We start from the raw sequence: 12,872 nt of genomic DNA on the forward strand, positions 1-12,872 counted from the left end.
GTGACAGTGGATGTGAATGACCCTGTTATCCCAACAATCGAAACCCATATGTCGGCGGGCAGGCACTGCCGTCACATGTCACAGAATCGCATCGGCAATATTTGGGGTCAATATTCGGGGTCAAGATTGGATTTGGGGTCAAGATTGGCGGCGGCGGCGACTGAGCGGACGCATGCCACCGTCACCACGGCGTTGACCGGGCCGCGCGCCACGGGGCTTTGCTTTGCCACCATGCGGCTTTACCGCCTTGCCACCACCGGGCAGCGTCAGGACACCTGTTCCCCGATCCTTGGTGGGTGCTGTCTTGCCGGATGTGGGCTTGCCGGATGTGGGCTTGCCGGATGTGGGCTTGCCGGATGCGGGCTTGCCGGATGCGGGCTTGCCACCCTGTCTTGTGTCAGGCTTGCCCTTGGAATGGGCGGGCGCGTCTGGCCTGGACTGGTGATGCTTAGACGACTGACCATCGCCGGATTTGCCGGATGGCTTGCCGAATGGTTTCGATTTTGGTTTTCCCGAAGCCGGCTTGCTGGCGGGCCATTTGCCATTGGATTTGCCAAACGGCTTGCCTGCGGGCTTTCCACCCGGTTTTGCACCACCCCTGTCACCGGACTTACCCCTGTCACCGGACTTGGCAATGGGCTTGCCCGCCGGTTTTCCGGTAGGCTTTCCGGTAGGCTTTCCGGTCGGTTTACCGGTCGGCTTGCCACCCTGTTTGGCATCTGGCTTGCCTTTATAGGTGCCGGACGGTTTGCCCTGAAACCCACCCTGGCGTCGGCCACTATCACGCGAGTGACGTGGCGGGCGGCCACGCCCCCGTCCCTTTTTCGGGGCGCGTTCGGGCGTGAATTCGGTAACCGCGTTTCCGTTCGAATCATAAATTTCCAGCCGCTGCCCGACATGGGCAAGGACAGCCGCCAGCTTTTCCTGGTCCGCGACACTGCAGATCGACAGCGCCGTGCCTGTCTGTCCCGCGCGGCCTGTCCGGCCAATCCTGTGGACATAGGATTCGGCCATTTCGGGAAGGTCGAAATTGACCACCATGCCAAGGCCCGACACATCGATGCCACGTGCCGCGACATCGGTGGCGACAAGCACGCGCAATTCCCCCTTCTTGAACCGGCGCAGCACTTTCTGGCGGATGAACTGCCGCATGTCGCCATGCAGCGCATCAGCATCGATGCCCTTGTCGGTCAGCCATTGCGCGAGATCATCTGCCCGCAGACGCGTGCGGACAAACACCAGCGCCTGTTCACCGCCCATCAGCCCAAGCTGATCGAACAGGATGTCCCGTTTATCGGCATTGGTCACCAGTATGGCGCGCTGGCTGATGGCATCGACCGTCTTGCCGGCATGTGCCGCCCGTATGGTTACCGGATTGGTCAGAAAGGTTTCGGCCAGCGTCTTCATCTCTTCCGGCATGGTTGCCGAGAAAAACACGGTCTGCGACGATGACGGCAATGCTTCGAATATACGCTTGATAGGCGGCAGGAACCCCAGATCAATCATCTGGTCGCCCTCATCGAGAACGAAATGCTCAATCTGGCCCAGATCAATCTTTCCCTTGGCCTGCAGATCCTCGAACCGGCCTGGCGTGGCGACGATGATGTCCACACCCTTGTTCAGGGCGCGGATCTGGAAATCATAGCGCTCGCCGCCGCAAATGGTGAGATACCGCACCTTCAGGCTGGTCGAGAAAGCCTTGATGCTGTCCGAAACCTGATAGGCGAGTTCACGCGTCGGAACCAGCACAAGGATACTTGTATGGCGCGGCAGCTTGGCCTTGCGCTTTTCAAGAAGAATGTGAAGCAGTGGCAGAAGATAGGCGGCCGTCTTGCCTGTGCCGGTCTGGGCAAGACCGATCAGGTCGCGTCCCTCTAGGATCGCGGGAATGGCGTCCCGCTGGATCGGCGTCGGGGTGGTCAGACCCTGCGCGCCAATGTCATCGACGATTGTCGGCGCCAGACCAAGTTCGAAAAACGGATCGGATGGAAACGGTGTGCCTGCCTCATCGTCAGCTATGGCCCCATCTGTGGTCGTGGGGATACCCTGGCCGGCTGGTTCACGTGACTCGGGTGCGGGCGCTGAGGGCGTCTCGTCGATGCTCATGACTCTCCTTCCCGGGCCATCCCGGAACATACAGGACAGGCACCGCGGCATCCATCAACCGCGGGACATGAGATTATCATAGCGATGCTGACAGAAAATGGTGGAGCCAGACGGGATCGAACCGACGACCTCCTGCTTGCAAAGCAGCCCGTGACTCTCTAGATTTAATGTAACGCCCTGTATTCAATGGACTATCTACAGTTCTTAGAATAACCAGTTGTCACTATTTTGCAAAGATTTTTGCCCTAAATGGTGCCAAGGTTGGTGCCTTGTAGGCCCCTTTTGCACCTTTGGCAATCACCAAAAAAGGCCGAGGTTTCATCCTCAACCTAGTTCGATCGCGCTCCAGCGCATCTCTTCGTTAATTCTGGGCCATCCCTCTCCGAATGTGTCAAAGGTTGACTATGAACGGTACAACAAAGCCCGATACAGGCCGTAGCGCTTTGCGCAGCATTAATAGTGGTAACCTGCAGCCCACCCAAAAAAAGACACACCAAAACGATGCCAAGTTTTCTGCGTAACACTTTTGAGTTTTAAAACCATATGCAGTTCTGCGGTCCGAGTGCTTTTGACCAAATTGCATATTGAGGTAAAGAAAGTGGTGTGTCGTAAGACCAATTCAGACTGGAGGCTATTTCTCGGTTCTTGTTGCTACCAGTCGTCAACTTTAAATATAGCTCAACCCAAGAAGAGTCACTCTCGCCAGAAAAACCTGGCTTTTCACGGTAATGCAGGTTTGGCTCTTCGATTGTACCGAATGAACCACTTGGGCAACTCCGTGCGTATTGCCTGTTCAAACTTTTATCCTGATTGGCCTTCACCAACCATCCAACAGCATCGTGCAACGAGCGTCCATTTACCTCCATATTTATCCAGTCCTCACCAATAGCCTGGCTCGCAGCTGCCATAGTGACAAGTACATTGACTGACAAATTCTGGTAGTGGAGCCCCATTCCTCCCCGCGCCACGTCTGTTGGGAAAGTGCCATCTGGCCTCATGTAGTACAATGCGGAGCGGTAGGCCTTTCTCGCTTGATCAATCAGACGGTCATCGCCAACCAAAATGCCCCACAACATTGCTGTGTAATGTCTAAGGTAATTTTTGTTATCCTGCGTGGTGAAACTCGACTTTTGGCTTTGACCAACCAGACGATTTAGCCACGACCCTACTGAAAGCCTTTGGTCAGCCGTCATTTGCTTTGCAGTGTCTGAATATGCAACGATCATGAGAGGTAAAAGCGCCTGAACGTGATAATCCAACCTGTAAGCTTTTATCCCGCTAAATCTGATGTTCTTACTAAGCGCGTTTTGCTCTGACCAGTTTGCCAAAAATTCGATCAGTCGCTCTTGGGGAGCTATTTGTGTCCCATCCCGATTTGCCGCGATATTTAGGGCCAGGAACTCGTAATAGACCTGAAATCTATCTTTTGTGTTGCCGTGGTAGTCGGAGTCGATTTCCGCATCAACAAGTGGTTTGGGTATCCTTGGCCTCTGTATCAATGTCCGGCACTGACCTGTTGGCGACAAACGACGGATGTAATTGAGATTATTTGAGGTATTGGCCGTGAATTTACGAGGCGATGTAAGCCCCTTTTGTATTCCAGGAATGAAGAATGGATCGCTGTAGCATTCGGAGGCTTTGGCAGTAGCCTTCCAAAAACCCTTTGGATCGCGCGTAAAATCAACTGTTTCGCTCTTTTTACTCCAATCTTTGGCATAAGCTCCGTCAAAGCAAAGCGATAGTGCCAAAACAGTCAAAAGGAGACGAAAGCTCATAAAATTAAAGCCCTAAACAGTGACAAATGCGAATGAACAGGGCTTTACGCGAGCAGCGGATATAGCCGTAAACCGTTCACAACTATAGAGAGAATATGGTGGAGCCAGACGGGATCGAACCGACGACCTCCTGCTTGCAAAGCAGGCGCTCTCCCAGCTGAGCTATGGCCCCATAAAAGCGGCCACACCACCTGGCAACCGCGCATGGTCTATCGGCATGGCCGTTGACCGTCGCGAGTTATCTGCGAATGGCCGCTGGCGGTCAACCCCTTTTTTCGGATCAACCGCAGTCCCGGATCACTTTAACGAATAACGGCCGACGTGATGACACGTCGGCCGCCCTTGGAGGAACCTTATTGCGAGTTCAGATCGAGAGTTCAGGCAGCAGCGCTCTGCATGGCCTCGAGAACCGCGTCATAGGTTACCTTGCCGTCACGGACATTCAGCCCGTTGGCAAGATGCGGATTGCGATCCAACGCCGCCACGCCATGTTCGGCAAGCGCCAGGACATGCGGCAATGTCGCGTTGTTCAACGCCTCGGACGAGGTCAGCGGGACCGAACCCGGCATGTTGGCAACACAGTAATGCACCACACCATCGACGACATAGGTCGGGTCGTCATGCGTTGTCGGGCGCGATGTCTCGAAACACCCGCCCTGGTCGATGGCGACATCGACAAGCACCGAGCCCGGCTTCATCTCGGACAGGAAGGATTTCGAGATCAGCTTTGGTGCGCTGGCCCCGGGGATCAACACGGCACCAATCACCATATCGGCGTTGCGGCAGACCTCTTCGATGATGGCGTTGCTGGAATAGCGTGTTGTCACAGCGCTGCCAAACAGGTCATCAAGCTGCCGGAGGCGGGGCACCGACCGGTCAAGAATTGTGACCCTGGCACCGAGGCCGACGGCCATCTTCGCGGCATTGGTGCCGACGACACCGCCACCGATGACAACAACATCTGCCGGGCTTGTTCCCGGAACGCCGGAAATCAGCAATCCCCGGCCACCGGCACTTGCCTTCAGATTGGACGCGCCTTCGATCACCGCCAGACGGCCGGCAACCTCGCTCATCGGTGCCAGCAAGGGCAACCCGCCGGCATCGTCGGTGATGGTTTCATAGGCGATGGCGGTACAGCCCGATTCCATCAGGCCATGCGTCTGCGCCATATCGGCAGCAAGGTGAAGGTAGGTAAACAGGATCTGGTTGGCCGATAGCTGAACCCACTCGTTCGGCTGCGGCTCCTTCACCTTGACGATCATCTCGGCGGCCTCGAATACGGCGGCCGCGCTGTCGGCAATTTTTGCACCGGCAGCACGATAGACATCGTCCGACGCGCCGATACCGGCCCCGGCGCCTGTCTCGACGAGTACTTCATGACCACGCGATGTCAGTTCAATGACCGAATTCGGCACAAGCCCGACGCGCGACTCGCGCACCTTGATTTCCTTTGGAACACCTATAAGCATGATGTCTCCCCTCTTGCATCTGGAGATGGTGGTGAATTCTCGCGAATTCGCCGATGATCAGAATCCAAAGTCGACAGTCGGCCACGGAATTCAGCACACGAATTCAGTACATGACTTGACATGACATGACATGAATTCAGGACATGAATTCGACCCCGATTACCGATACCCGGTCAGGTGCTGGCAACCCCCGTTCGACTCTTGGTATATTATGTTGAATTCGATGCTATTTCTGGTCTTTTTATTGGATGATTTTCTGTATAATTTGATTATTTGATGAAAATAATGAAATAGATTAGAATTTTATTCGAAAAATTGACATGTCATTGGGAAATGGACAATGGACCGCATAGACCGCGCCATCCTTTCACAGCTTCAGGACAATGCCCGGATTTCGAATGTCGAGCTGGCGAATGCGGTTGGCCTGTCGCCTTCAGCCTGCCTGCGCCGGGTTGGCCTGCTTGAAAAATCCGGCGTCATTGACGGCTATCATGCGCAGCTGAACGCCACCAAGCTTGGCCATGAGGTGCTTGTCCTGATGCAGATTACCCTGATCGGTCAATCAGCGGAAATGCTGGCCGAATTCGAGGAGGCCGTGGCCAGGACACCACAGGTGCTTGCCTGTTTCCTGATCGCCGGCGACAGTGACTATATTCTGCGCGTGGCGGCACGCGACGTGGCGGATTTCGGGCGGCTGCACGCCGAATATCTGTCCGCCCTGCCCCATGTTCTGCGGATGGAAAGCAGTTTTGTGATGCGCGAGGTGTTCACACGCTCGCTGGCGCCGCCCGCCCCGTGAGATGATCAGCGCCGCGCCACGCCACGCCCCATTGCCGGATCTCGTCCAGCGCAGCATAGAGCGGTGCCCAGTCATCGGTCTCGGCGATCGGTGCCCACAACGCCTCCACACGTTCGATCGGCAGTGCCGGCACGCTTGGCCTGTCAAACAGCGGATCATCGGCTTGCGGCAGCCGCGCCGCGCCGTCCAGGCTGTCGGCAAAGGCCCGCCAGGCATCACCATCATATTCCCCGCGCCGTCTGGCACCGCCATACCAGTCATGCAGGATCTGCGGGAACGGCGTCTGGTCCCCGCGCGCGGCGGCAAATAGCGTTTTGGCTATGGCCTGCGCCTGTTCAACCGGAACCTCAATCCCCAGCCGCCAGCACAGACGGCGTTGCAGGCTGGCTTCCAGAGATGGATAGAAATCCTGCAGCGCCGCTTCCAGCGGGTCGGCACCGCCAAAGGGCACCAGACAGTCAGCCAGCCGACACACCGCCCAGAGGCTTGCCTCGGGCTGGCGTCCATAGGCATATCGTCCGGCATGATCGAAATAGGCAGCCGTGAAATGGCTGTCAAAGCGCGGCAGAAAGCGCCAGGGACCATAGTCGAAACTTTCGCCGGTAACGTTGAAATTGTCCGTGTTCAGCACCCCGTGGACAAAGCCGGCCGCCATCCACCCCCCGGCTGTATCCGCGATACGGGATGCCACCTCGGCAAGAAAGCGCGGCGCAAGCTCGTTCATCGGCGTTTGCGAATCCAGACTGTCGGCGAAATGGTGCCGGGCTGTGTGACGCACCAGCGTTTCGATCCCGTCAGCATCGTCAAGATAGCGCAGCCGCTGGAAACTGCCGATCCTGATATGGCCGTGCGAAAGCCTGACCATCACCGCAGACCGGGTTGGCGACGGTTCGTCATGCCGCTGCAGCGCCTCTCCCGTCTCGATCACTGAAAATGTCTTTGACGTGTTGACGCCAAGTGCCTCAAGCATCTCGGTGGCGAGGATTTCGCGAACCGCCCCCTTCAGGGTCAGCCGTCCGTCGGCGCTTCGTGAAAAGGGCGTTGTTCCCGATCCCTTGGTGCCAAGGTCGAGGATGCGCCCATCCGCCGCCCGCAGCTGGGCAAACAGAAACCCGCGGCCATCTCCAAGATCGGCATTGTAATGCCCGAACTGGTGACCGTGGTAGCACAGCGCCAGCGGTGTCTGGATGTTGTCGGGCAAGGGACGGAAGTGCGCGAAATGTTCAAGCCAGGCATCATCCTCCAGCCCGTCAAGACCGACCGCCGCAGCGGCGCGATCATTGCGCCAGCGGATTTTGTGCCGGGGAAATTCTGCCGCCGTCACCTGCCGGTAGAAGCGGTCATCGAGGTCGAGATGAATGGGAGCTGCCTCGTAACCTGTCATGCCGCCATGCTTTCCTGAAGTCCGGTTCAAATCGATGTTGCGTTGTGGGTTTATGAGTGTAACGATCCGCCAGACACAACCATCTGAAAGACCAGTCAGCAAGGAATACCCGCGATGACCAACCTGCGCAATGTGATGTCGCCGATTGAGACCGCAACCGGCCTGCCGAATGAATGCTATGTCGACGAGGCGATGTATCGGCATGAGCAGGACACCCTGTTCCGCGACAGCTGGGCAGCCATCGGATTTGGCAAGGATATCGCAGATGCCGGCATGGCGCGTCCCGTGACCTTTCTTGGCATGCCCCTGCTGATGGTGCGCAATGCCGAGGGCGAGGTGAATGTGTTCCAGAATGTCTGTCGCCACCGGGGGATGATCCTGATCGAGGAACCGGTCAAGCTTCGTGGTCCGATCACCTGCCCCTATCATGCCTGGGCCTATGATCTGGATGGCAACCTGCGGCGCACACCGCATGTCGGGGGCCCCGATATCAACAGCCATGACAGTGTGAAGATGTGTGATCTGCCACTCATCCGCGTGCGATCATATGTCTGGCGCGATGTGATTTTCGTGAATGTCGGGGGTGAGGCTCCCGATTTTGAGGACGCGGCGGCACCGCTGATCGCCCGCTGGAAAGAATTCGACCAGCCCCTGGTTCATACGGGGGCAGATTCCTCGATCAGCTTCACGCTGGACTGCAACTGGAAGCTGGCGGTAGAAAATTACTGCGAATCCTACCACCTGCCCTTTGTGCATCCAGCGCTGAACACCTATTCACGGCTCGAGGACCATTACAATATTCTCGAGGGTGGCGGGTTTGCCGGCCAGGGAACAACGGTCTATCAACCCCAGATCAGCCAGGACGGGCACCGGTTCCCGCATTTTGACGATCTGTCGTCACAATGGGATGCCGGGGCGGAATATGTCGCGCTGTTCCCGAATGTTCTCCTTGGCGTCCATAATGACCACGCCTTTGCCATCCTGCTGCTGCCGGATGGTCCGGGACGAACCGTCGAACAGGTTGAAATCTACTATGCCGACGAGGCGGCGCGGGGTGATGAATTTGCCGAAATGCGCGCCACCAATACGCAAATGTGGCGCACCGTCTTTGCCGAAGATGTCGGCGTTGTCGAAGGCATGCAGCGTGGTCGACACGCCGCCGGCTATGATGGTGGCAAGTTTTCAGCCGTCATGGACGCACCGACACACCATTTCCATTCATGGGTCGCAGGGGCGCTGACACGCTGAGATTGCAATCATGTCTGCGTGATTGTGGAGTCTGGATTAGGGTTGATTGGCTGAAGCCGACCGATCAGGCGGTCTGATAGATCCGGTCAAGCTCACCGCTGATCACATAATCAATGATGAATTCGCCAAGACGCTCGATCTCTTCGCAGAAACGGGTTCCCGCGACCGCATTGATCCCCTGGAATTCCGGTGAATGGCAGCGCGCCGCCGACAGATCCGAAATGGGTGGCGCCATGATGGCGTTAACCTCTTCCAACGCGCCCGCAAGCTGGCTGAAATTTTTCTGTGACGGCGAGGTCCGGTTCGGGACGACCACGACATGCGGGTTCACAACGCCGTAATCCTCCTTGCGATCATCAAGTTCCTTGATGAAGTCGATGGTTGGCCGCAGGTCCGTCCAGGACATCGAGGTTGGCACCAGCACGGTGCTGCACAGCATGGCCATCTGCCAGACATTGCCAAGCCTGCCTGCCCCAGTATCAACAATGGTCACAGCGTCCTCACAGCTCAACATCCGACGCAGAACACTGTCCAGCGTGGTCATGCTGACCCCGTCATAGCGATCACCGATTGGCAGGAACTTGATATCATCGGCACGGCTGTGCGGCTGCATCATCTCGAACGCCGTCCCCTGCGGATCGGTGTCGAGAAGCATCACCGGCCGCCGCTGATAGCGTCGCCGGAGATAGTCCGTCAGATAGACGGCAAGGGTGCTTTTCCCCACACCGCCCTTGATGTTGCCTACGAAAATCGCCTTGCCAACATTCATGTTCCGACCACCTCATGCCTCACGCGCATCTACCGCGCATGATCTACACAACAGGTTATCATTACCGATATTTACTTTTTATGACAAAAAAAAGGAAAGAAGCAAAGGTTCTTCATGCAAAATATCAACTTTGGACGCTAACCTCAGCCAGATTGATGTGGTGTACGCCGGACCGTCATGCCGACATGAACGGGGATAATCTCCGCCGAAACCTCCGCTTTCCTGTCCTGTGGCTGACAGCTGGTCGTATTTTAGGATCACGGAACGATCGCCATCACCTGTCAGCGCCGTGGCGCGCAACAGGGTGTGCAGACGACGCGACAACCGCGCATCACCGCCATGTCGGACAATCACGCGGACAGCCCGACGCGCCGACAAACAGCCACATTCGGCATGCCGGGCTAGGTCATTCGTGTTTGGGCCTTGTCATACAATGCGCGCGTTTCGGTGACATACACCTCTTTCGAGATCAAGCCGTCGAGATAGAGCTGCCGCGTGGCAAGCATTTCCTGTTCAAGGCCAAGCAGGAAGACATCATCCTCGAGATTTGCCGTCTCGGTCCGGCTTGCCTCGGCTGCGCTGCGCTTCTTGAAAAACGTAAAGCCGGATGCAAGCTGCGCATCATTGCTGGCTACCGGGGCATCAGTGGAGGCCTCACCGGTTGGCGCGGCAGCGATATCCTGCAGCGGCACAACATCGTCTTTGTCCCCGTGTGCCAGTGCTGCGGCTTTGGCTTCGGCAGCGGCTTCGGCACTTACATCCATGAAGGTGATATTCGGCTCGTCATTGACTGGTGCCGATTTAATACGTCCCGCACCAACCAGCCTCAGAAGAAGCCAGATGAAAAGCAGAGCAACCAGTGCCAGCAAGGCACCAATCAACGCCCAGTAAGGCGGGGATCCCGGCGCAGGTGTCGCCAGAATGACCGCTTCGACGATGCTCCGCGCCAGATTTGTAATATCGTTTATGACCTTATCCATGGATTTCACTACGTCCAAGAGGTTAATTAAGTGAAAATTTATGTATTGTTTTTATTAATTAAGCGCCAGCAGCTTCGTTCCCAATGGCCCACACCCTTACCAGATTAGCCAGCATGCTAAAACTGATCGGCGGTGGTGCCGAAGATCTGCTTGCGGTTTACCTGCAACGTAACGCTCTAACGGTAGCCGAAGTTCGACCTAAAACCAATGTGATAAAAATCGACCAGCTTGCAAGCGCTGTTTTTCCGGGCAAGCTTCAACCGGGCAATTCCAGCCGCCAGCAGGACATGATCCGCGATGCAGGACCGGCTTGCCGCCATGCCGGACTACCCGCTATCACTGGCTGCCTATTAACGGGGCAGGATCGACGGACTGCGCTTTACGCTGGGCCGCGTAGGCGGCTAGGATAACTGGAACGCAACCATAGATCGCAACCACAGATCGGGACCACCGTCATGGACACTGTTAGCTTTACCCGCATGGATGAAGGCACGCCCGCGGAATACGCCTTTCTTGGTAGGCTGGAACATGACTATATCGCTGCCCTTCCCGACCGCCTGCTGGCGGCGCTGCGGGGGTTAAGCCATTCACTGGCCGGCTATCGCATCGACCGGCTGCAGCATTCGCTGCAATCGGCGAGCCGGGCCAAGGATGACGGCGCCGATATCGAGCTGGTCGTGGCCGCGCTGATCCACGACCTTGGCGATGATCTGGCTCCGGAAAACCACAGCCAGATGGCCGCCGCCATCATCCGCCCCTATGTCCGGGCCGAGGTCACCTGGATCATTGAACATCACGGCATCTTCCAGATGTATTATTACGGCGACGCCGCCGGCGTTAACAAGGACGAGCGCGAGCGCTATCGCGGCCATGATTGGTTCGACAACTGCGAGCGGTTCTGCCGCGACTGGGACCAGATGGCGTTCGACCCAGATTACCCAACAAGGCCGCTGGAGCATTTCGAACCTATGCTGCGCGAAATCTTCACCCGCACACCGTTCGACCCGGCCATCATCACCCCGGCCACTATCACACCAACGGCAGAGGCATAGATACGTGATGACCCAACGCATTCTGATCACTGGTGCCAATCGCGGCATCGGACTGGAAATGACTCGACAAGCGCTGGCCCGTGGCGACGGCGTGATTGCCGCCTGCCGCACCCCGGGCAGCGCCGCCCATCTGGACGATCTTGCCAAGGCGCATGATGGTACCGGGGCCGGGTCGCTGACCATCATCGGGCTGGAAGCCCGCGAGGATGAATCGGCCGCCGCCGCCGCCGCCGCCATTGCCGGGCCGATCGACCTGCTTGTGGTGAATGCGGGCACGATGAACGCGCGCGGCGGGCTGACCGATCCCGGCCACACCCAGGACAATATCGCGGAATCGCTGATGACCAATATTGCCGGGGTGTTCTTTACGGTGCGGCATTTCCTAGGCCACCTGAAGGCTGGGACCAACCCCCGGATCGCCATCATTTCATCGCAGATGGGATCATCAGCACGCGCCGGGACCAGCGCTCCGATCTATCGCGCGACCAAGGCAGCAGCCACCAATCTGGCGCGGTCAATGGCGCTGGAACTGGCGGATGACGGCATCGCCGTCGGGGCCTATCATCCGGGATGGGTGCAGACCGATATGGGCGGGGCCAACGCCGCCATCACCGCGCAGGTCAGCGCCGCCGGCCTGTTGCAACGCTTCGATGCGCTAACAATGGCGACAAGCGGCGTGTTCGAGACCTATGAAGGCGAGGCACTGCCGTTCTAAAACAAGGGTGGGGGTAGTTAATTTATGACTAAAAATCTGTTTTTGTTTGCATTTTCTTAAATCTGAGCCTTTAAGATTACCGCCATACGTGGAGGCAAGAGTGACGGAGGCAGAAAGCGCTCACGCACCGATCGTGATGCCTCGCAGACTGGTATCGCATGCTAGGACTGGTCACATATGAATGGCCCAATCCCGGCTCGGCGTTTGTGGTGGTGGTGTTGGTGATGTCTGGACGGGCGAAAACAGGGGGCGCGCAATGAAAACCGTGGAACTCGGATATTAACTATTAGGTGAAACCCATTTCCTGTTCACGCACAACCTGTCTGAGTCCAACCTGTCCGACCCTTCTGCCACCCCGCCGGCCGATGCGCAGGGCAAGGACACCTTTTTTCTGTCCTTCTCCAAAAGCTGGGAGGCGTGCAAGTTGCAGGCACAGGAACATGAAATTTACGGCGGGGCCTGGATTCACGGCGATGACAGCCACAGCGACGAAGACATTGCCGATATGGACATGGCAAAGCTGCTGAATAACGGCCCAACGGTGAAGAAGCTATCGCAGATATCTGCGTGACTTC

11 protein-coding genes and 1 tRNA gene are annotated in these 12,872 nt (G+C 57.1%); 5 read left to right on the forward strand and 7 right to left on the reverse strand.

Features of this window, described 5'->3' with window-relative positions:
- Positions 1-138: 138 nt before the first annotated feature.
- From AB3X55_03970 to ald, 4 genes are all read right to left on the reverse strand, one after another.
- The gene (locus tag AB3X55_03970) at positions 139-2,106 is read right to left on the reverse strand and encodes a DEAD/DEAH box helicase (GenBank protein MEX0502730.1); all 1,968 of its coding nucleotides are present in this window, start codon (positions 2,104-2,106) and stop codon (positions 139-141) included.
- A gap of 533 nt (positions 2,107-2,639) precedes the next feature.
- Positions 2,640-3,881 carry an alginate lyase family protein gene (locus AB3X55_03975; protein MEX0502731.1) on the reverse strand — a complete coding sequence of 414 codons (1,242 nt, stop codon included), beginning with the start codon at positions 3,879-3,881 and terminating at the stop codon, positions 2,640-2,642.
- Positions 3,882-3,977: 96 nt separating this feature from the next.
- Positions 3,978-4,053 (reverse strand) — tRNA-Ala (locus AB3X55_03980).
- Between the two features lie 205 nt (positions 4,054-4,258).
- Positions 4,259-5,350 carry an alanine dehydrogenase gene (gene ald, locus AB3X55_03985; protein MEX0502732.1) on the reverse strand — a complete coding sequence of 364 codons (1,092 nt, stop codon included), beginning with the start codon at positions 5,348-5,350 and terminating at the stop codon, positions 4,259-4,261.
- 340 nt (positions 5,351-5,690) lie between these two features.
- Here ald and AB3X55_03990 point away from each other — a divergent pair, with 340 nt between their 5' ends.
- The gene (locus tag AB3X55_03990) at positions 5,691-6,149 is read left to right on the forward strand and encodes an Lrp/AsnC family transcriptional regulator (GenBank protein MEX0502733.1); all 459 of its coding nucleotides are present in this window, start codon (positions 5,691-5,693) and stop codon (positions 6,147-6,149) included.
- On the opposite strand, the gene AB3X55_03995 is transcribed toward AB3X55_03990, so the two are convergent.
- Positions 6,118-7,533, reverse strand: coding sequence for a protein adenylyltransferase SelO family protein (locus tag AB3X55_03995; protein ID MEX0502734.1), 1,416 nt, complete (start codon positions 7,531-7,533; stop codon positions 6,118-6,120). The genes AB3X55_03990 and AB3X55_03995 overlap by 32 nt on opposite strands.
- 114 nt (positions 7,534-7,647) lie before the next feature.
- Between AB3X55_03995 and AB3X55_04000 the strand changes: the two genes are divergently transcribed.
- Complete coding sequence (locus tag AB3X55_04000) at positions 7,648-8,781, forward strand: aromatic ring-hydroxylating dioxygenase subunit alpha (GenBank protein ID MEX0502735.1); 1,134 nt, start codon at positions 7,648-7,650, stop codon at positions 8,779-8,781.
- A 64-nt stretch (positions 8,782-8,845) separates the two neighbouring features.
- On the opposite strand, the gene AB3X55_04005 is transcribed toward AB3X55_04000, so the two are convergent.
- A complete protein-coding gene (locus tag AB3X55_04005; GenBank protein MEX0502736.1) occupies positions 8,846-9,550 on the reverse strand; it encodes a ParA family protein in 705 nt (234 codons plus the stop codon).
- 401 nt (positions 9,551-9,951) lie between these two features.
- Complete coding sequence (locus tag AB3X55_04010; GenBank protein ID MEX0502737.1) at positions 9,952-10,530, reverse strand: hypothetical protein; 579 nt, start codon at positions 10,528-10,530, stop codon at positions 9,952-9,954.
- A gap of 455 nt (positions 10,531-10,985) precedes the next feature.
- Between AB3X55_04010 and AB3X55_04015 the strand changes: the two genes are divergently transcribed.
- The 3 genes from AB3X55_04015 to AB3X55_04025 all read left to right on the forward strand — a co-directional run bounded on the left by AB3X55_04015 (position 10,986) and on the right by AB3X55_04025 (position 12,868).
- Entirely contained in the window at positions 10,986-11,582 is a 597-nt protein-coding gene (locus AB3X55_04015) for an HD domain-containing protein (protein ID MEX0502738.1), read from the forward strand.
- A gap of 7 nt (positions 11,583-11,589) precedes the next feature.
- Complete coding sequence (locus tag AB3X55_04020; GenBank protein MEX0502739.1) at positions 11,590-12,297, forward strand: SDR family NAD(P)-dependent oxidoreductase; 708 nt, start codon at positions 11,590-11,592, stop codon at positions 12,295-12,297.
- A gap of 424 nt (positions 12,298-12,721) precedes the next feature.
- Positions 12,722-12,868 (forward strand): hypothetical protein, encoded by a 147-nt coding sequence (locus AB3X55_04025; protein ID MEX0502740.1) that lies wholly within the window; start codon positions 12,722-12,724, stop codon positions 12,866-12,868.
- Positions 12,869-12,872: the final 4 nt, after the last annotated feature.

This window comes from Alphaproteobacteria bacterium LSUCC0719, assembly GCA_040839025.1.
In the GTDB taxonomy this organism is placed as follows: Bacteria; Pseudomonadota; Alphaproteobacteria; order Puniceispirillales; family Puniceispirillaceae; genus UBA8309.

What these genes read in the sequence shown, in the direction of transcription:
- AB3X55_03970 (MEX0502730.1), bottom strand. Translation starts at nt 2,106, where the DNA reads ATGAGCATCGACGAGACGCCCTCAGCGCCCGCACCCGAGTCACGTGAA.
- AB3X55_03975 (MEX0502731.1), bottom strand. Translation starts at nt 3,881, where the DNA reads ATGAGCTTTCGTCTCCTTTTGACTGTTTTGGCACTATCGCTTTGCTTT.
- ald (MEX0502732.1), bottom strand. Translation starts at nt 5,350, where the DNA reads ATGCTTATAGGTGTTCCAAAGGAAATCAAGGTGCGCGAGTCGCGCGTC.
- AB3X55_03990 (MEX0502733.1), top strand. Translation starts at nt 5,691, where the DNA reads ATGGACCGCATAGACCGCGCCATCCTTTCACAGCTTCAGGACAATGCC.
- AB3X55_03995 (MEX0502734.1), bottom strand. Translation starts at nt 7,533, where the DNA reads ATGACAGGTTACGAGGCAGCTCCCATTCATCTCGACCTCGATGACCGC.
- AB3X55_04000 (MEX0502735.1), top strand. Translation starts at nt 7,648, where the DNA reads ATGACCAACCTGCGCAATGTGATGTCGCCGATTGAGACCGCAACCGGC.
- AB3X55_04005 (MEX0502736.1), bottom strand. Translation starts at nt 9,550, where the DNA reads ATGAATGTTGGCAAGGCGATTTTCGTAGGCAACATCAAGGGCGGTGTG.
- AB3X55_04010 (MEX0502737.1), bottom strand. Translation starts at nt 10,530, where the DNA reads ATGGATAAGGTCATAAACGATATTACAAATCTGGCGCGGAGCATCGTC.
- AB3X55_04015 (MEX0502738.1), top strand. Translation starts at nt 10,986, where the DNA reads ATGGACACTGTTAGCTTTACCCGCATGGATGAAGGCACGCCCGCGGAA.
- AB3X55_04020 (MEX0502739.1), top strand. Translation starts at nt 11,590, where the DNA reads ATGACCCAACGCATTCTGATCACTGGTGCCAATCGCGGCATCGGACTG.